Annotated in this window: 20 protein-coding genes; 9 read left to right on the top strand and 11 right to left on the bottom strand. The window is 67.8% G+C overall.

Annotated features, from left to right (window positions below; translation table 11 throughout):
- Positions 1-40: 40 nt before the first annotated feature.
- The 4 genes from D5S19_RS32240 to D5S19_RS31500 all read left to right on the top strand — a co-directional run bounded on the left by D5S19_RS32240 (position 41) and on the right by D5S19_RS31500 (position 6,202).
- Entirely contained in the window at positions 41-208 is a 168-nt protein-coding gene (locus D5S19_RS32240; protein ID WP_158605695.1) for a hypothetical protein, read from the top strand.
- A 129-nt stretch (positions 209-337) separates the two neighbouring features.
- A complete protein-coding gene (locus tag D5S19_RS31510; protein WP_325050338.1) occupies positions 338-2,701 on the top strand; it encodes a tellurite resistance TerB family protein in 2,364 nt (787 codons plus the stop codon).
- Entirely contained in the window at positions 2,698-4,038 is a 1,341-nt protein-coding gene (locus D5S19_RS31505) for an ATP-binding protein (RefSeq protein ID WP_120026987.1), read from the top strand. Before D5S19_RS31510 ends, D5S19_RS31505 begins: the two co-directional genes overlap by 4 nt.
- A gap of 4 nt (positions 4,039-4,042) precedes the next feature.
- Positions 4,043-6,202, top strand: a complete 2,160-nt coding sequence (locus D5S19_RS31500) for a DEAD/DEAH box helicase (protein ID WP_233574281.1) — start codon at positions 4,043-4,045, stop codon at positions 6,200-6,202.
- Here D5S19_RS31500 and D5S19_RS34285 read toward each other — a convergent pair.
- Positions 6,192-6,395, bottom strand: a complete 204-nt coding sequence (locus D5S19_RS34285) for an IS3 family transposase (protein ID WP_407641806.1) — start codon at positions 6,393-6,395, stop codon at positions 6,192-6,194. The genes D5S19_RS31500 and D5S19_RS34285 overlap by 11 nt on opposite strands.
- Here D5S19_RS34285 and D5S19_RS33690 point away from each other — a divergent pair.
- Complete coding sequence (locus D5S19_RS33690) at positions 6,333-6,464, top strand: hypothetical protein (protein WP_267901186.1); 132 nt, start codon at positions 6,333-6,335, stop codon at positions 6,462-6,464. The genes D5S19_RS34285 and D5S19_RS33690 overlap by 63 nt on opposite strands.
- Positions 6,465-6,778: 314 nt before the next feature.
- Here D5S19_RS33690 and D5S19_RS31490 read toward each other — a convergent pair whose 3' ends face one another.
- From D5S19_RS31490 to D5S19_RS31450, 9 genes are all read right to left on the bottom strand, one after another.
- Complete coding sequence (locus D5S19_RS31490) at positions 6,779-7,417, bottom strand: hypothetical protein (RefSeq protein WP_120026984.1); 639 nt, start codon at positions 7,415-7,417, stop codon at positions 6,779-6,781.
- 320 nt (positions 7,418-7,737) lie between these two features.
- Positions 7,738-8,556 carry a site-specific integrase gene (locus D5S19_RS31485; RefSeq protein WP_120026983.1) on the bottom strand — a complete coding sequence of 273 codons (819 nt, stop codon included), beginning with the start codon at positions 8,554-8,556 and terminating at the stop codon, positions 7,738-7,740.
- Complete coding sequence (locus tag D5S19_RS31480) at positions 8,550-8,882, bottom strand: hypothetical protein (protein WP_120026982.1); 333 nt, start codon at positions 8,880-8,882, stop codon at positions 8,550-8,552. The genes D5S19_RS31485 and D5S19_RS31480 overlap by 7 nt, the downstream gene beginning before the upstream one ends.
- On the bottom strand, positions 8,882-9,250 hold the full coding sequence (locus D5S19_RS31475; RefSeq protein WP_120026981.1) for a hypothetical protein: 369 nt from the start codon (positions 9,248-9,250) through the stop codon (positions 8,882-8,884). Before D5S19_RS31475 ends, D5S19_RS31480 begins: the two co-directional genes overlap by 1 nt.
- Before the next feature lie 152 nt (positions 9,251-9,402).
- The gene (locus D5S19_RS31470) at positions 9,403-9,630 is read right to left on the bottom strand and encodes a MerR family transcriptional regulator (RefSeq protein ID WP_120026980.1); all 228 of its coding nucleotides are present in this window, start codon (positions 9,628-9,630) and stop codon (positions 9,403-9,405) included.
- Positions 9,627-10,442: a DNA-methyltransferase gene (locus D5S19_RS31465; RefSeq protein WP_120026979.1), complete on the bottom strand. Its 816-nt coding sequence runs from the start codon at positions 10,440-10,442 to the stop codon at positions 9,627-9,629. Before D5S19_RS31465 ends, D5S19_RS31470 begins: the two co-directional genes overlap by 4 nt.
- A 128-nt stretch (positions 10,443-10,570) precedes the next feature.
- Entirely contained in the window at positions 10,571-11,617 is a 1,047-nt protein-coding gene (locus tag D5S19_RS31460) for a DNA-methyltransferase (RefSeq protein ID WP_120026978.1), read from the bottom strand.
- Positions 11,614-11,769, bottom strand: a complete 156-nt coding sequence (locus D5S19_RS33460) for a DNA methyltransferase (RefSeq protein WP_233574280.1) — start codon at positions 11,767-11,769, stop codon at positions 11,614-11,616. Before D5S19_RS33460 ends, D5S19_RS31460 begins: the two co-directional genes overlap by 4 nt.
- 622 nt (positions 11,770-12,391) lie before the next feature.
- Positions 12,392-13,054, bottom strand: coding sequence for a FadR/GntR family transcriptional regulator (locus D5S19_RS31450; protein ID WP_158605694.1), 663 nt, complete (start codon positions 13,052-13,054; stop codon positions 12,392-12,394).
- 183 nt (positions 13,055-13,237) lie between these two features.
- On the opposite strand from D5S19_RS31450, the gene D5S19_RS31445 reads away from it, so the two are divergent.
- The 4 genes from D5S19_RS31445 (at position 13,238) to D5S19_RS31430 (ending at position 16,820) form a co-directional block, all read left to right on the top strand.
- Positions 13,238-14,122 carry a fumarylacetoacetate hydrolase family protein gene (locus D5S19_RS31445; RefSeq protein ID WP_120026976.1) on the top strand — a complete coding sequence of 295 codons (885 nt, stop codon included), beginning with the start codon at positions 13,238-13,240 and terminating at the stop codon, positions 14,120-14,122.
- Between the two features lie 49 nt (positions 14,123-14,171).
- Positions 14,172-14,933 (top strand): alpha/beta fold hydrolase, encoded by a 762-nt coding sequence (locus D5S19_RS31440; protein ID WP_158605693.1) that lies wholly within the window; start codon positions 14,172-14,174, stop codon positions 14,931-14,933.
- A 104-nt stretch (positions 14,934-15,037) separates the two neighbouring features.
- Positions 15,038-16,324: a metal-dependent hydrolase family protein gene (locus tag D5S19_RS31435; protein WP_120026974.1), complete on the top strand. Its 1,287-nt coding sequence runs from the start codon at positions 15,038-15,040 to the stop codon at positions 16,322-16,324.
- Between the two features lie 49 nt (positions 16,325-16,373).
- Positions 16,374-16,820 (top strand): DUF1636 family protein, encoded by a 447-nt coding sequence (locus tag D5S19_RS31430; protein WP_120026973.1) that lies wholly within the window; start codon positions 16,374-16,376, stop codon positions 16,818-16,820.
- A 203-nt stretch (positions 16,821-17,023) separates the two neighbouring features.
- Here D5S19_RS31430 and D5S19_RS31425 read toward each other — a convergent pair whose 3' ends face one another.
- Positions 17,024-17,737 (bottom strand): tyrosine-type recombinase/integrase, encoded by a 714-nt coding sequence (locus D5S19_RS31425; protein WP_120026972.1) that lies wholly within the window; start codon positions 17,735-17,737, stop codon positions 17,024-17,026.
- Positions 17,738-17,955 lie beyond the last annotated feature (218 nt).

Below are 17,955 nucleotides of genomic sequence, written 5' to 3'. Positions count from 1 at the left end.
GCAAGGAAACGACCGATGAATTCTTTGGCAGGATCACACCATGGTGGCTGTCATCCACGGTGAAGACCTCACCGAACTGCTGGACATCACCGATCTTCACGGCCGGGCCCGCAGGCTCGACACCCGTAGCCCCGGCGCACCTGAGCCGGAGCCGAAAGCAGAGTCTCTGATAGGTGAATTTCCAACTCGCGCCGAACCCCTCAAGTGACGATTCGATCAAGTCGGTAACTCCCCTTCGGCAAACAACGATCCTTCACCAGGAACGAAGCAGTATGTCGCCTCAAAGCGTGCGATCGAGGGGGTTTCTTTGGCAGCGCTGGTCATCCTCCTGATCGCGGTGGCCATCGTGATCCTGCTGGTCAGGAAAGCCTGGCGAGCGTCCGATTCCAGAGCATCACAGAGACCGGCAGAACCTCCGCAGTTCCGGCAGGCGCCTCCGCCAGCTGTGCCTCCGCACTGGCAATCGGCACCGCAGGGGCCCGACCAGGAGCATCGCCGCCCGAGTACGGCGCAAGTTCTCCGGCCTCCAGCACTCGCACCTGCTCACCGGGCCGCACCTCCTCGCCAACCTGACCGGCGCACCTCACAGCGTGCCGCCAACGCGGCTTCGGCGCCGAGCCGATCGGCCCGTACCCGTCCCGCTCACCGGTGGCTTCCCCAAGGCCAGGATGTTGTCGTCGCGGGAACGACGCTGCGGGGTGGTCTGCTCTACGTGGGCACCGGCATGCCCGACGCCGCCAGGATCGGAACAGAACCCGCCTTGATCGACCCGGGCCTGCCAGTGGACCTGCGCAACCCGGACTGGGCGGGCGAGTCGATGGACTACTGGCCTAGCTACGCCGACATATCCCCACGAGCTCGTGGGGCCTACCTCTCTTGGCTGGCCGGTGGTCGCGCGAACGCGAACGCCTACATCGGCTATGTGTTCCTGTACTTCTACGGTCTCGAACGTCGCCTGCTCACCGAGCTCCCCAACATCGACGACGCCGACGCGGAGTTCGCAACGTTGGTGATTGAAGTCCGCCGGTTGCTCCGGATTTACCACGGCAATCGCTCCTTCCGCGGCTACGCCGAAGGACTGCTCGACGCGGTCGCCCTTCTCGACCCGACGGTGCGGTACGACCGCGCGGCGCCGCCTGTCCCCGAATGGAGCCACGAGCTGCCCGTCGAGCTCAAAATCGGGTTAGCGCAATTGGCCGTCGACGAACATCCGGTCCCGGCGGACTGGGCGTTGTCCTGGTACGGCCACCATCCCGACGCCCACCTCCGCACGCCGGCGGTGCGCTGCGCACACGAGTTCCAGGAGCTGTTCACCAAGCGGTACCACGCCAAGTTCGGCGAGGGAATGGTCGTCAAGCCGAACAAACCTCGCCTGGCCGTCGGCTACTACGCGGCCAGTAGTGGCTTCCACGGCCACGTCACGCTCGAGAACACGAAGTTGCCCGATGTCGGCAAGCTGACCGGCCCGATCACCAAGCTACGCGACATCGTCGAGGGGGTGACCAGCGATCTCGACGCCTACAGCCGCTACCTCGGCCGCAATCCCGACGGCACTGGCTCACCCGCGGCCATCGCGCTCCTGCCGGAGGGCGTCACCCATAAGCCGACCCCGGAAACCGAGGCACTGTGGTCGTGGGCCACGCAGAGCATCGGCAGCGACGGCCGCGGGGTCACCTCGGCCCAGGAGCTGATCTCGCGATGGCCGACTAAGACCGGCAAACTGGCCAAGTCCGACGCCGTCGCCGTGGCTCAACTGCTCGAACACCGCGGCCTCGGCATCGAACCCGACGTGCGGTTCGGCGGGAACACGCCGACCCCGACGTCATCGGTGGTGTTGTTCCGGCGAGCGGATCCCCCAGTCACTGCCCCCAGCGCCGAGTACGCCTCCGCGCTCGCGATCATCAACCTCGGCATGCTCGCCGCCGCCGCGGACGGCACGGTAAGCGAACCAGAGCGGCGTGCACTTCGGGAACTGGCGATCGACGACCTCAACCTCAGCGAAGACGAGCAACTCCGGCTCGACGCCCACGCCGCACTCGTCCTGACCAAACCACCCACCCCCGCGGTCCTGCGCCGGCGTCTGGAATCCCTCCCGACCTCGCGCAAGGCCGCGGTCGGGCGATTGCTCACCACAATCGCAGCGGCCGACGGCCAGGTCACCCCAGACGAGATCCGCACCCTCGAGCGGCTGTTTACCACCCTCGGCCTCGATCCCGGCGAGGTATACGGAACGCTCCACGCCGCCGCCACGTCGGCGGACGAGCTGACCAGCACTCGGATCCCCGGTGCACAGCGGTCCGGCCGCACCATCCCGGCTCCATCGCCGAGTCCGGCGGGAACCCCGACGCTCACCCTCGACCCGGAACGGCTCGCACGAACGAGGGCCGAGTCCGTGCAGGTCGCTGCCGAACTCGCCGAAATCTTTGCCGACGACAAACCCGCTCCTCCACCGCCCGCTCCCGTAGACGCAGTAGTCGGCGGGCTGGATTCCCCGCACGCACTCCTGTTCCACCGGCTCGTCGAACAGGACATGTGGAGCCGTGCCGAATTCGACGTGCTGGCCGCCGAGGCGGGGCTGCTGCCCGACGGTGCCCTCGAAGTCCTCAACGAGGCAGCCTACGACCGCACCGACGAGCCGCTGTGCGAAGGCTCCGACCCCATCGAGATCAACCAGGACATCGTGAAGGACATGCTCGGATGACCACACCCACCCCGAAGCCCGCTCGCCTGCGCCCCCGCGACCGGGACACGATCATCTCCTCCCTGCGATCCGGGGTGGTGCCCCGCGCCGGATTCCAGTACATCCAGGTCGGACGCGCGGCCGAGGTCTCGGCGATGAGCCGGGAGATCACCCGGATCGCCGACGGCGGCTCCGCGGTCCGCTTCGTCATCGGCGAATACGGCGCCGGCAAGACCTTCTTCCTGAACCTGGTCCGTTCCATCGCCGCCGAGCGCAAGCTCGTCACGACCGCCGCCGACCTCAGCCCCGACCGTCGGCTGCACGCCAGCGGTGGTCAGGCGCGCTCGCTCTACGCCGAGCTGATGCGCAACATCGCCACTCGCTCCACACCGGACGGGAACGCCCTGCCCAGCATCGTCGAGCGGTTCGTGACCTCGGCGATCCAAGAGTCCACCAGCGCCGCGACCTCGCCCGCCACGGTGATCGCAGGCCGCCTTGAACTGCTGTCGGAAAGCGTCGGCGGCTATGACTTCGCGCAGGTAATCGCCGCCTATTGGAAGGGGCACGACACTGGCAACGAGCAGCTGAAGTCCGATGCGATCCGCTGGCTGCGCGGCGAGTTCGCGACCCGCACCGACGCCCGTGCGGCGCTGGGCGTGCGCACCATCGTCGACGACTCCAGCTTCTACGACCACCTCAAACTCATCGCCCGCTTCGTCCGGCTCGCCGGCTTCTCCGGCCTGCTCGTCTGCCTCGACGAGATGGTCAACCTCTACAAACTCGCCCACACCGGCGCCCGCAAGTCGAACTACGAGCAGGTACTGCGGATCGTCAACGACTGTCTCCAAGCGAACGTCGAAGGCCTGGGCTTCTGCTTCGGCGGCACCCCGGAAATGCTGATGGACACCCGCCGCGGGCTCTACGGCTACGAAGCGCTCCGCAGCCGTCTCTCCGAGAACAACTTCGCCGTCGGCGGCCTGGTCGACTACTCCGGCCCCGTCCTGCGGCTGGCGAACCTGACCCCCGAAGACATGCACGTACTGCTCGAACGCCTGCGCCACGTCTACGCCGCAGGCGACCCGGCTACCTATCTCGTCCCGGACGAAGCGCTAGCCGCGTTCATGCAGCACTGCGCCAGCCGGATCGGCGACGCGTACTTCCGCACCCCTCGCAACACCATCAAGGAATTCGTCAACCTCCTGGCCGTGCTCGACCAGAACCCCGGCACCGACTGGCGGCAGCTGCTCGGCAACGTCTCGATCGACACCGAAACCAACCCCGATCTCGAGCCGCTGCCCGACGAACTCGACACCTCGGACCCGAACGGCACCGATGAACTCACCAGCCTCCGCATCTGAGGCCGTGAACTTCGGCTTACTACACCCGAAAGCGCAGAGGTGGGTATGGCAGCAAGGGTGGAGCGAGCTGCGCGACGTCCAAGACGCGGCCATTCCCGCCATCCTGGGCGGCAACACCGATGTCTTGATCGGCGCCGCGACTGCCGCAGGCAAGACCGAGGCGGCGTTCCTGCCGATCTGCTCGAAGCTCGCCGACCACCGCGGCCCGGGCATCCAGGCGCTGTACGTCGGGCCGCTCAAGGCATTGATCAACGACCAGTTCCGGAGAACTGAGGAGCTGTGCGAAGCCCTCGAAATCCGGACCCACCGCTGGCACGGCGACGTCGCAGGCACCCGCAAGCAGGCCTTGCTGCGCGATCCGTCTGGAATCTTGCTGATCACCCCGGAGTCGCTGGAAGCCATGTTCGTCCTCCGCGGAACGCAGATCCCACGGCTGTTCGAGGCACTGCAGTACGTGGTCGTCGACGAGCTGCACTCGTTCCTGGGCACCGAGCGCGGTGCTCAGTTGCTGTCGCAGCTGCACCGCCTCGAAATTGCCATAAGGCGACGCGTACCGAGGGTCGGCCTGTCCGCGACATTGGGCGATATGTCGCTGGCCGCCGATCAGCTCCGCCCGGACCACAGTGACCGAGTCACGATCCTCGAATCCGCTGCGACCGGTCAGGAACTGCGGCTACAACTGCGCAGCTACGTCGACAAACGACCGGACACCGACGAGGACGCGGGCATGGCCGTTCGCCGCATCGCCGACCACCTGTTCGCGAACCTGCGTGGCCGGACCAACCTGGTGTTCGCCAACGCGCGGTCTCGCGTCGAGCTGTACGCGGCTGAACTCGCCGACCGCAGCTCGGCCGCAGGGATCCCCAACGAGTTTCACGCGCACCACGGCAATCTCGCCAAGGAGCTCCGCGAAGACGTCGAAGCGATGCTCAAAGACCCGACCAAGCCGACCACCGCCGTCTGCACGACGACACTGGAGATGGGTATCGACATCGGTGCCATCGCCCAGGTCGCGCAGATCGGCCCGCCACCTTCGGTCGCCTCGTTGCGGCAACGGCTCGGCCGCTCCGGCCGTCGCGACCAGCCGGCGGTCCTCCGTGTCTACTACGCCACCGTCGCGATCGACGCCGAGACATCGCTCCTCGACCGCCTCCAGCTTCCCCTGGTACAGACGATCGCGTCGATCGATCTGCTGCTCGAACGCTGGTGCGAGCCGCCCGAGCCGTCCCGCCTTCACCTGTCCACGCTGATCCAGCAGCTCCTCTCCTTGATCGCCCAGCACGGCGGAGCCAAGCCGGCCGAGGCATATCGGGTGTTGTGCGGACGCGGAAGCCCGTTCTCGGCCGTCACCACAGCACAGTTCGCTGACCTGCTCCGCACACTCGGTGCCAAAGACGTGCTCACCCAAGCCGGCGACGACACCCTGCTGCTCGGTGGACGCGGAGAGCCGACCGTCAATCACTACACGTTCTATGCCGCCTTCCAAACGCCAGAGGAGTACCGCCTCGTTCACGGTGGACGGCAGCTCGGCACTATGCCGATCGACTTCCCCCTGTACGAGGGCCTATTACTGGTCTTCGCCGGTCAACGGTGGCGTGTCGTCTCGGTCCATGAAGAAGACAAAGTCGTCCAGCTCACCCCGGCACCCGGCGGCAAGCCCCCGAACCTCGGCGACTCCGGCGGTTTGGTGCACAGCGAAGTCCGGGCGAAGATGCGAACACTCCTCGAAGGCGACCACGCTCCTGCCTACCTCGACCAGCAGTCGCGAACGCTGCTCGAGCAAGCCCGGAGGGACTACGCGACCCTCGAACTCGACAGTCGTCCGGCAATCACCGACGGCTCCGACACGCTGCTGTTCCCGTGGACCGGCGACCGCCAGCTGCACACTCTCGCAGCGATCTTTAACGCGTCCAGGTTGGAAGCCGCAGTCGACGGAGCCGCCATTCGGCTGGTCGGCACGCCCCGCGAAGCGGCGCTGACCGCGTTGGCAAAGGTGGCAAAGGGGCCTGCGCCCGACGTGCACGAACTCGCCCGCAAGATCGAGAGCAAGGCGACCGAGAAGTTCGACAGATGGTTGAGCGAGGAGCTTCTCTGCGATCAGTTCGAGTCGGCCGTCCTCGACTGCCCGGGAGCTGTCCAAACTGCCCGGCTTCTCACAAGCTGACCGCTGCCGATGTCTTGATTCGCCCCGGATTTGGTGCAGGTCTCGTTGTCTGACACCGAGCCCGGGCAGGCTCGCGGGGTTGATCGTAGCGTGACTCTCGTTGGTCGGCTTCGGTCTGGGCTGGGGTGAGGTGGCCGAGCTCGCGGTGGATGCGGCGATGGTTGTACCAGTCGACGTATTCGGCGACGGCGATCTCGACATCGCGGACGGATTGCCAGCCGCGGCCGCGGACGATAGGATTATGAATCAATTAACCCTTTAATAGCGAGTTGAATGCCTCGGCCATCGCATTGTCGCATGAATCCTTGCGTGAGCCGACAGGGGCGACGACTTCGGCTTGCGCTAAGCGCTCGGTATAGCGGATGGCTCGATATTGAACTCCGCGGTCGGAATGGTGGACGAGGCCGGCGACGTCCTTGTCCGGATCGTTTTCTCGCCCAGATCCCCGTCTCCAGAGCGTCGCGGGCGAACTCAACGAACGACTACCGTCCGATTCGCGAACGCGCTGCGGACAGAAGCCGCAGCCAGCCAGAACCGCCCGACATGACCGGCCACGACAACGGACACCCGCTAGGCTCAGGCGACCACCGCCGGAGCCGACGCAGACCCGTCGCACCACTCCTCGCGGACCACTCGCGTCAACATCCGGGAGCGTTTCGCCCCTACCCCCAGCGCCTTCCGCAGCACCTCCGCCGAGACCGGACGCTGATGCCGCGCACGATGCTCCGCGTCAACCTGTCGTGCCCGCTCCACCAGATCAGGATCGAGCCCATCTGTTCTCCCACCAGCGTCCTCCGACAAGGACTCATGGCGATCAGCCACTGACACACCGGGACGCCGGTCGACTTCCCCGCGCACGTCGACAAGAGCTTGCAGAAGACCCGGGCCGACCTCAGACCAGCCAATGAGCAACAACGGCCCCACCGCATCGAACAACGCTCTGCCGACCTCGCCAGCCACCAGTGGCTCAGCAACATTCAACGTCAGCGTCACCACACTCGCACCTACCAGCAACCGCCGCGCAGACCGCATGGTCGCTGGAGAAGCCCCGCATGCCGACAATCGTCGAACTGCGACCAGCAACGCCACCACCGTCAGATCAACCGCAGGCGCAACCAACGGTGCCACCCAGACCGGAACGCCTAACCGAAGGGCAAGCGCCAGCACGTTCCCGAAGCCGAACGTGAATGTGAGCCCAACCACAACGCCGACCATGACGCTCACCGCCGAAACGACCGGATCACGCCGAACCCCTGACCCCGTCACGACAACCACCTCAAAACGCGGTGCCAGACCGGGACCGGACCACGCGACACGACCCGACATTTGCGAGCCCGAGGCGAGCCCGAGACCTCCACCACACGACGACAGCAGCCGACACAGCACGACACCACCGAAGCACCGCGACCACACGAAAAGGTCTTGTCCGACATCACTCGACACCGCCCGGCAGGTCCAACCGTGGACTCTTAACCAGCGGGTTCGGGGTTCGAGTCCCTGATGGCGCACCCTCACTCCCCAGGTTATGACTCTCGTCAACCTGGGGATTTTGGTTTTCTGGAGGGGTTTCTTCCGGTTCGGGACTGTCCATTGTGGTCGTTGGCGAGCCCGAGACTTCGCGCCGACTGCCGCGGGATGATCGCCGCCGTCGCCTCCGCTGCCGCGAACGCCACCTGCGGCAGGACCGTGGTGTAGGTGTCGGAGGTGACGGCGATCGAGGAGTGCCGCAGCATCCGCTGCACCACTTTCATATCGACACCGGCCGCGAGGGCGAGTGTCGCGGCTCCGTGGCGGAGATCGTGCAGCCGGATCGGCGGCAGCCCGGCCTGGCGGGACAGGTCGTAGAGCACGTCGGTCACAGACGCGGGATGCAGCGGGCTCCCGTCCCACTGGGTGAAGGCCAGGTCGTGTTCCTTCCACTGAGGTCCGAGACGCGCCCGGTCCGCGTCCTGCACGGCCAGATGTTGTGCGAGCACCAGGGCGGTGTCCTGGTCGATCGCGACCGCGTTCACCGACTCGTCCGTCTTCGGCGACGACTCCCCCGTCTCCCAACCCCACTGCACGATCTGGTTCGACACCCGGACCTCACCCGTGGCAAAGCTGATCTCCGAACGCCGCAGCCCGCACGCCTCACCCCGCCGCAACCCGATGTGCGCGATCAGATGAAGCAACGGATACAGGGGATGGTTGACCGCGACGTCGAGAAAACGGCCGGTCTGCTCCGGGGTCCACACCATCACCGGGCACGGAATCAGCCCCGTCCGCCGCCACTGCAGCACCCGCTCCGCCGTCCACACCAACGGCGTCCACCGCACCGCAGCAGGCAATTCCACCAGCGACGCCACGTTCACCACCAGAGCCCTTCCTTGACCGGACGGTTCAGGCACGTCTTCAACGTCCCGTTGATCCGGTGGATCGACGTGGGCCCGACCGGCCGCTGCCACTTCACCGCCGCGACCTTCCGCGGGTCACCGCTCTCGCGGTAGACCGCAATCAGCTCGTTGTGCTCGGCGATCGCGTCATACATCGCGTCCAGATGCCGCACCCGCAGCTTCCGCCGCCGCACCTGTCCTAGATGCGGCCCGAGGTACAGCCGCACGTGCGACTCGTAGGACCGGTAGGTGTTGCGCGAAACCTTCCGCTTCTTCGCCGCCAGGAACCCCGTGAACTCCTCGGCCATCAACGGGTCGTGGTCACGTCCGCGCCCGCCCGCACCAGACGCCGCATCTCGTCGATGTCCGGGAACCGCTCACGATTGGCGAACGCCAAGGCGATCACGTCGCCGATGTCGCGCCGCAACTCGACGTCGTCCTCGTCCGCGATCGCCAGCAACCCCCGCACCTGCTCCAACTGGTTCTCCGCTGCGGTGGCCGAGTCGAACCCACGTCGCCGTCGCGGACGGCGCTGCCCCGCCGCGTCCGCCGGAAGCTCGACGCGGAAACCCCACTGGCCGTGCTTGTAGTTCTTCAGCTTCGGACACGCGCTGCCCAACGGCTTCCGGTTCTCGTCCCGGCAATTGCACGTCCGGTACACCGACCCCTCGGTCACCCCACACACCATCCCCTCGTCGCAAGGTCTCCTGTGGAACCAGCGGATCCGACCGCTGGGGAGAACATGCTCGCGCTGCGACCACCCCTCGGGGAAGCCCGAGCTGCGGTCGGATCACCCGAAACGACGAACCGACCCCGCCGCAGAACCTGTTACGTCGTCGGCGGTTCCAGACCGAGCACCCGCAACAACCCCGCCGTCGGGACCCTCCATCCGGTTCCCGCTCGCAGGACCGGGCACGGGAAGTCCCCGTTGCGTGCGAGCGCGTACGCGCTCGTGCGCCCGATCCGCAGTGCCCGCGCCGCCGTCATCAGATCCACCACCGCCGGCAACGCCGCCACCTCCGCCGCCGTCATCGGCACCGGCTCCTGCGCGGTCACGACGCCGCCACTTCCGCGAGCCGCCGCCGAGCCAGACCAGCGCACGCAGGATCCAGATCCACGCCCACGAACGAGCACCCGCGCTCCAGTGCCGCGATCCCCGTCGTTCCACTGCCGCAGAACGGATCCAGCACCACTCCACCGCGCGGACACCCCAGACGCACACAACGCCGCGCGATCTCCACCGTCCCCGCCGCCGGATGCCCCGTGCCCGAACGCCCGGTCGGCACCCGCCACACATCCGGCCAGGCCTCGCCAAGATCAGACTCCGGCGCGAACCAATGCTCTGGTGACCGGGTCAGCAGGAACACCGTCTCGTGGCGCTGCGCGAGCCGGTCCCGCACGCTCTCCGGCCGCGCGTTCGGCTTCTCCCACACCACCGCGTTCCGCACCAGCCAGCCCCGCTCCTGCAACGCCAACGCCACGCGCCACGGCACCCCCACCAGATCCTTGCGGCGAAACGCCGACTGCGGCGGCCGATGCACCCCATACCGGCTCGCCGCCCGCGCCGCCGCCGTCCGCGCCACCGAACCGCGCGCCACGTAATTCCCCCACGAACCGCCGAAACAATCCCCCAGATTCAGCCACGCCGTCCCGCCCGGCCGCAGCACCCTCGACACCCGGCCGAACACCTCGACCAGACGCGCCACATAAAGGTCCACAGTGGACTCCGACCCGAGCTGGCCCGCGACACGATAGTCCCGCAGCCCCCAATACGGCGGCGACGTCACCACGCAATCCACCGACCCGCCTGGCATGCCCGCCACCACCTCCGCGGCGTCCCCCACGCACACCCGCACCGACCCGCTCATCGCTCGCACTCCCGCCGGCCCACGACTGCCCACCTGCCCTGTGCGACAAGACGACGTGGCGTTCTCGGCCGGCGCGCCCTGAACAACGCCATCCCAACGCTGACCGGCGAGCACGATGCCTTCGTCCGTCACGGCGTCCCTCCCGCAGACTGGCCGGCGTCGGTGATGCGCCGGAGCGCGAGCTCGTGGTACGCGGGGTGGGTGTCGATGCCGGTGAAACGCCGGCCGAGCACGCGAGCGGCGACGCCGGTGGTGCCGCCGCCGCTGAATGGGTCGAGGACGTGACCGCCGGGCGGACATCCTGCCGCGATGCAGCGCCGCGGAATCTCCACCGGCGACGGTGCGGGATGCCCGACGCGGGTGCGGTCGGGCGGAATAGCCCACACGTTGCCGGGATTGCGACCACGCTGCCCGTCGGCGGGTGTGCGGGGCCAGGTTCCACGGGCAGTGTTCGGCTTGGTGCCGCCGTAGTGGGCGCGGCGGGACAGGGCACGGTCGCCGGTGTAAGGCTGCCGGATCGCGTCGAGGTCGAAGTAGTAGTCCGGCTGCGTGACAAACAGGAAGAGCATCTCATGCCGGGTCGCGAGCCGATCGGAGATCGGGGTGGGCGTGGCGTGGGGCTTGTGCCAGACGATCGCCGACCGCAAAATCCACCCGTCGTCCTGCAGCGCGAACGCAAGCCGCCACGGCATACCGAGCAGATTCTTGTGCGGCACGTCCGCTCGTGGCCGGTAATGCGGCTGGCCAGCCTGACCGGGAGCGGTGCACCAGTAGCCATCGGAATTGGTGGAGTAGCTGTCACCCACGTTGAGCCACACCGTGGCGCGCGGGGTGAGCACCGGCCGGGCCGCGGAGAACATCGCGCGCAGGGTCTCGATGTAGTCCTCTGCGGTCGGTTCCAGCCCGATCTGCGGATGATGCTCGCGCCGGGCCCCGCAGTCTCGGCACCGCCACCTCCCGGCACCCACGGCGCGGAGGCTGGCCGGCCGGTGCCGGCAGCCGGGTCGACCGCCGGTCCAGGTGTCGGGGGCGTAGTCGCGCAGCCGCCAGTAGGGCGGGCTAGTGACCAGACAGTCCACCGAATCCTCGGGCAGGTTCCGGATCCCGGCTTCGGCGTCGGCAGTCACCAGCGTAACAGCGTCGTCCTCACGGGAGTGGGCGGCGAAGGTGGTCACGCGGCCCTCCCGATGTCCTGTGCGGACAGGCCAAGGCGGCGCAGGCCGATGTCGTGGAACTCGCGATTGAGGTCGATGCCGAGGTAGCAGCGGCCGAGCTGGCGCGCGGCCAATCCGGTGGTGGCGGCACCGCTGAACGGGTCGAGCACCACACCGCCGTCCGGGCATCCGGCCGCGATGCAGCGGCCGCAAGGTCCGGCCGAAGGCGTGCGGCGCGCAGGAGATCCGCGCGGCTGCCGAGCACGCAGAGGGAGCACGACAGTCTTAACTGGACTAGGTGGATTTCAACCGGGTGACAGCCTCGGACGCCCCGCATACCAAGCGGTACGACGACCAGTTACCAGACCGAATAGATCAGCACGGCTTGCGCGATACTTTGTATGACAAGGATTTCCCGCGCTGATAGCGATGGTCGAAGTGTTCGAGCGCAGCCTCGGCAGAGGGTCTTCCCGCCGTCGCCGCTCGCGCTGAGGTATCGGTCTGCCGGTCCGCTAGGCCGGACAAACCTTGTGCCCCCACGACCATAAGCATCTCGTGCTTCGTTCACTCGCGACTATCCAGGCCAGCACACGCAGGCCGTCGGCCAATAGTCCTCGGCTGGCAGCTTGATCAGCGCGGGCCAGCGGGTCGGCTGGCTAATAACATCACGGTTGAGATGACAGCGAAGATGCTGGAGCACGAGTTCGGGTTGAGCTGAGCCGGGCTCTCCGCCATTGGCCGTCCGCATGCAGTCCGGGGCGGTCCCGCCGCCGATTTGGAGTCGAACCGCTGCGGTCAGTGGCGGCCGATCAGGGTGTCGGAGACGTGTTCGAGGTGCTGGCGCATCGCGGTCGCCGCCCCGTCGGGGTCGCGGTCGCGCAGGGCGTCCACGATCGCGGTGTGTTCCTCGTGGTAGGCCCGGCGCCGTTCCGGTGTGGAGGTCCGCCGTTTCAGGCTGCCCCAGACCGGCAGTGCCCGTGCGGTGTTGAGCACGTCGAACATGTTCATCAACAGGCCGTTGTGGGCGCCCTGGGCGATGCTGCGATGTAGCCGCGCATCCCAGGACTCGAAACCCTCGAACGTGTCCGCGCCACCTCCCTGTGTCAGGCAATGCCCGATCTCCTCCAGGTCGACCGAGGTGGCGATCCGCGCGGTCAAGGTCGCGATCTGCGGCTCCAGCAGCAGCCGAACCTGCATGATTTCCGCCGGGCTCGTGTCGGCCGGGGCCCCGTTGACCTGCTGAAGCGCGGTCTCGGTCAGGAACGTCCCGCGACCGACGTGCCGGATGATCACGCCGTCGCCTTCCAGGACCTCCAGGGCACGCCGGATCGCCGAGCGCGGCGCGGCCAGCCGCGCGACCAGCTCCCGCTCGGTGGGTAGCTTCGATCCCGCCGTCAGGCTGCCGTCCTGGGTGCCCTCAGCCAGCAGCGTGCGCAAGGACTGTTCGACCGTTGCCATGCCCTCCCCTTTCCCACCCGTTCCGCCGCTGGTTTCCACCAGCCGGTCCAGCACTGAAACCAACTCTGAAACCAATCGAGACCAATAGTACATGCCCCTTAACGTGGCACTCGACACCGTCGTGACGAGCGCGTACGGTTGCGCATAACCCTACTGGTCCGATTGGTTCAGATTGGTGTGCCGATGAAGCTGGTCACGTTCACCGTCGCGGACGAGCATCGCATCGGCGTCGTCGACGCCGAACAGGGACACGTCCGCGATGTCAGCGACCTGCTGCCCGCCGGGGCCGGCGTGCTGGAGGTGATCGAGCACTGGGCGCAGTGGGTACCCCGGTTGATCGCCGACGCGCCCGCCGTGGCGACCCACCCCCTGGAGTCGGCGCGCCTGGTCGCGCCGATCCCGGTACCGCGCCGCAACATCTTCTGCGTCGGCAAGAACTACCGGGCCCACGTCGCCGAGTTCGGCCGCAGCGGCTACGACCAGCCCGACCGCTCCGAGGAACTGCCGGAGTATCCGGTGGTGTTCTCCAAGGCCACCACCTCGGTCACCGGCCCCTTCGACGACATCGCCGCACACCCGGGCGTGACCTCGGAGCTGGACTACGAGGCCGAACTCGGCGTGATCATCGGCACCGGCGGGCGCGGGATCAGCCGGGAGCGAGCGTTCGAACACGTCTGGGGCTACACGATCATCAACGACTTCACCGCGCGGGACCTGCAACGCAACCACAAGCAGTGGCTGCTGGGGAAGTCGCTGGACACACACTGCCCCATGGGCCCCTACGCGGTCTCCGCCGACGAGATCGACGACATCACCGCCGTGCAGGTGGAGAGCTGGGTCAACGGCGAAGCCCGGCAGTCCGCACCGGTGAAAGACTTGATCTTCGACATTCCCGAGCTGATCGCGACCATCTCGGCCGGAATCACCTTGTTGCCGGGCGACATCATCGCGACCGGCACGCCTGCCGGGGTCGGGATCGGGTTCGAGCCGCCGAAGTTCATGGTCTCCGGCGACGTGATCGAGATCGCGATCACCGGGCTCGGTGTTCAGCGCAACCGGGTCGCCTGAGCGGCCTGGCCACCACAAGCCCATCACCGCAGCGGACAAGAGGAGCATCGTGAAGATCAACGGCAGGGAACTCGCCGTCGAGATCGAGGGCGACGGACCGGCCGTGCTGTTCGTGCACGGCCTGGGCGGCACGTCCAACTTCTACCAGGTGCAGGCCGAGGCCCTGACGTCCTCGCACACCGTCATCCGGGTGGACTCGGCCGGAGCCGGCCGGTCGGCACTGGCGCAGGACATCAGCATCGAGTCGCACGCGGAGGATCTGGCCGCCGTGCTCGACCAGGCTGGTGTCGCCTCGGCCGCGGTGGTCGGTCATTCCATGGGCACGCTGGTGGTGCGCGCCTTCGCCGCCCGCCACCCGGACATGGTCACCTCCCTGACGCTGCTGGGCGCGGTCGCCGTCCCTGGCGAGCAGGCGCGGCAGGCGCAACGCGACCGCGCGGCGCTGCTGCGCCGCGAGGGCACGGCCGCAGTCGCGCCCGGCGTGGTCGCCAACGCCCTGTCCGCGGCCACCCGCGCGGACAAGCCCGAGGTCGCCGCGTTCGTCCGGGAACTGATCATGCGGCAGGACCCGGAAGGGTACGCCCGCAACTGCGAAGCGCTCGCCGCCGCGACCGACCCCGGCCCGATCGATCCCGCGCTGCCGCTGCTGCTGATCACCGGCGAGGCGGACAAAGTCGGTCCCCCGCAGGTCAGCCACGACCTCGCTAACGCGCACGGCGACACGGTGGTGGAGGTGATTGCAGGAATCGGGCACTGGACCGTGCTGGAAGCGGCAGCCAAGGTGACCGAGCACCTGACCAAGTTCCTCTAGACCCGCACCGCCGTCGCGCGACCGTCGCGCGCTCACTGCCCCGCATCACCGTCCCCGACCACTTTCGACCGTTCTCGACGACCTCAACGCAGAGGAGAGGCACCGTGTCCGCCAGCAAAATCCTGTTCCGCAACGTGTCCATTCTCGACTCCACCGGTGCCGATCCCTACCCCGGCGACGTCCTGGTCGAGGACAACCGCATCGCCTCGGTCGGGACTGTCGACCCCGCCTCGGCCCGCGACGCGCGGGTCATCGAGGGCCGTGGCCGGACCCTGATGTCTGGGCTGTGTGACGCGCACACCCACTTCACCTGGAACAACTCCGCCGACCTCGACGGTCTCGGCGCACTGCCGGTCGAGGAACACTTGCTGTTCGCGATCGAGTCAGCCAAGACCTACATCGACTCCGGCTACACCATGTGCCTGGGCGCCGCCTCGGCCAAGGACCGCCTCGACGTGGTCTGCCGGGACGCGATCAACGCCGGGCGCATCCCCGGCCCCCGCTACCTCGCCAACGGCCCCGAGATCGCGGTCACCGGCGGTGCCCTGGTCAAGGGCATCACCAAGTTCGCCGACGGCCCCGAAGGCATGCGCAAAGCCGTCCGCGAACTGATCGACATCGGCGTGGACCAGATCAAGCTGTCCATGACCGGCGAGGAGATCACCGGCACCCAGCGCGCCGAGGACACCTACTTCTCCGACGAGGAAACCGCCGCCGCCGTCACCGAAGCCCACCGGCGCGGCAAGCGGGTCTGCGCGCACGCCCGCAGCGCCGAGAGCGTGAAGATGTGCGTGCGTCACCATGTCGACGTGATCTATCACGCCAGCTTCACCGACGCCGAGGGCATGGAGATGCTGGACGCCAACAAGGACTGGGTGTTCGTCGCGCCCGGCATCAACTGGCTCATCGCCACCCTCTACGAGGCGGCCGATTTCGGGTTCCCGCAGGAAGCCGCCGAGGCCGTGGGCTACAAGAAAGAACTCGACCAGGCCATCGAGGGCCTGCGCGAGATGCACCGTCGCGGTATCCGGGTGCTGCCCGGCGGGGACTACGGATTCGCCTGGACCCCGCACGGCACCTACGCCCGCGACCTTCATCACTTCGTCGAACTGCTCGGCTTCACCCCGATGGAAGCGATCCTCTCCGCGACCGCGTGGGGCGGGGAAATCATGTTGCGGCCCGACGAGCTGGGCAAGGTACAGCCGGGCTACCTGGCCGATCTGCTGCTCATCGACGGTGACCCGCTGGCCGACATCACCGTGTTGCAGGACCACAGCAAAATCAACTACATCATGAAGGACGGCGTGTTCCACAAGCAGGCCAGCGAGGCCACCGCGGACACTCCGCCGTTGCCGGGCAGCCCGGACCGCAACCAGAACGCCACGGCCTGACCCGCTCAACCAGCCTGCCAGCCAGCTCGCCGCTGGGTACGGGCTCGGGTTGCCGGGCACCGGTCGCGGTGTCCGACCACCCGGTCCGATCGTACGTATCCGCTGTTGGCCGGGACGCATTGCACGAGGGGGGAACCCGTTGCCCTTGCTGATCTGTCGAACCTGTCCGCGCTACGACACCCGACGCGCCGGGCAGTTCTGTCGGGATCTCCAGCACCACCTGAACGAAGAAGCCGACCGGGCCGGAATCGATCTGCGGTCAGTGCAGTGCCTGGGCGGATGCCCAGTAGACGGTGTTGCCGCGGTCGACGAGCCGGGCAAAGCTCGCGTGCGATTCAGCGGACTGCGCCCCGAGCACGCCGCGGCACTGGTTGAGGCCGTGCGCGCCTACGCGGAGTCCGACAGCGGCGAACCGGACGACTGGGAGGTGCCCGACCCGCTGGCCAGCCGGATCAGCTCGGTCACCCTCAAGCGGCTTCCGCGATCAGCGGCGTAGCTGACGATTTCGCCCAGCTCCGCCACGTCCAGGACGGCGTGTCAGGCGTCTGACCAGCGGTCAGTTCTGGGCCAGGTCAGACCGTGCGCCTCGCCCGGACTCGCAGTGCGGTGACGCGGCGGTCGGCGGCTGCGCGCCGCCGACCCCACAGCAGACCCGGCACCGGGATCGCCCTGTACGGCGGTTCCCGCTCCGAGCGCGGGTTAGCGAATCGACGGGATCACCGGCATCCCGATCGCGACCGGACCACGACCGCCGGTGCGGGCGAGGCGGTCGAGCGAGGCCAGTTTCTGGGCAGCGTGGTCCAGACTCACCTGAAGCCCGTCGACCTCGCCGAGCCAGCCGTTGGTCTTGGCCTCGGCGATCCGATCGGCGAGATTGCGAGCGATCTCCGCCAGTCGGGCCTGTTGAGTCGGGGCCACCCGCAGCATCGGGCATCGAACACACACGTGCTCGTGCGCACAGGGGGTGGCGTAGGGACGGCCGCAGGTTCCCAGCTCGACCTTGCGCAGCTCGAAGTGTTTCTGGAATTGGGTCCACTCCTGGGTGGTCGGTTCGCGGTACTCGGCGGGTGGGCGGGTCTCGCGTCGGGTGTTCAGGTACGCGCGGTAGGACCGGATCAGTTCGGCCTGGAACACCGCGAGGTAGGCGTGGGTGGTGGCGAGGTTGTGGTGACCGAGGATCTTGGCAGCGATGTGCACCGGCAGGCCGCCGGTGACCGCGTCGGTGGCGAAGATCCGGCGGAAGTCTTGCGGGGTGTAGCGCAGCGGTTGGCCGGCGCGATCGGTCAGCCCGGCCCGCAGGAGGGTCTCGTGGAGCAGGCGGTAGAGCACGCGGGGGCCGATGATCTCCCGCCGCCAGCCGATCGTGCGCTGGAACAGGTGCGGCAGCGGCGGCCCGGTGACCCGCTCGTGCACGTTGGTCTAAGCCGCCTTGTCCCGGCGGCGGCGTCCCTGTCCGTGTCGGCGTTGTTTGCCTTTCCCTGCTTTCGCAACGTGATCGCAGTGCCGCGTGCGGCCTCCAGCACCTGCGACCGGAGCGCCCGCAACGCCGTCACGTGACCGTGGTCCAACACCACCGTGCGCACGCTCGCGCCGGACTTCGGCGAACACACCACCACCCGGCCGCGACGGTC

It is taken from the genome of Amycolatopsis panacis, assembly GCF_003600245.1.
Lineage (GTDB): Bacteria > Actinomycetota > Actinomycetes > Mycobacteriales > Pseudonocardiaceae > Amycolatopsis > Amycolatopsis sulphurea.
The sequence above is the reverse complement of the archived record's forward strand: the minus strand, read 5'-3'. Positions and strand labels throughout refer to the sequence as shown.

Bases quoted from the DNA above. Each gene is read 5' to 3' on its own strand.
- D5S19_RS32240 (WP_158605695.1), top strand. From the start codon at position 41: ATGGTGGCTGTCATCCACGGTGAAGACCTCACCGAACTGCTGGACATC.
- D5S19_RS31450 (WP_158605694.1), bottom strand. From the start codon at position 13,054: ATGGCAACGGTCGAACAGTCCTTGCGCACGCTGCTGGCTGAGGGCACC.
- D5S19_RS31480 (WP_120026982.1), bottom strand. From the start codon at position 8,882: ATGGCCGAGGAGTTCACGGGGTTCCTGGCGGCGAAGAAGCGGAAGGTT.
- D5S19_RS31505 (WP_120026987.1), top strand. From the start codon at position 2,698: ATGACCACACCCACCCCGAAGCCCGCTCGCCTGCGCCCCCGCGACCGG.
- D5S19_RS31490 (WP_120026984.1), bottom strand. From the start codon at position 7,417: ATGGTCGGCGTTGTGGTTGGGCTCACATTCACGTTCGGCTTCGGGAAC.
- D5S19_RS31445 (WP_120026976.1), top strand. From the start codon at position 13,238: ATGAAGCTGGTCACGTTCACCGTCGCGGACGAGCATCGCATCGGCGTC.
- D5S19_RS31465 (WP_120026979.1), bottom strand. From the start codon at position 10,442: ATGAGCGGGTCGGTGCGGGTGTGCGTGGGGGACGCCGCGGAGGTGGTG.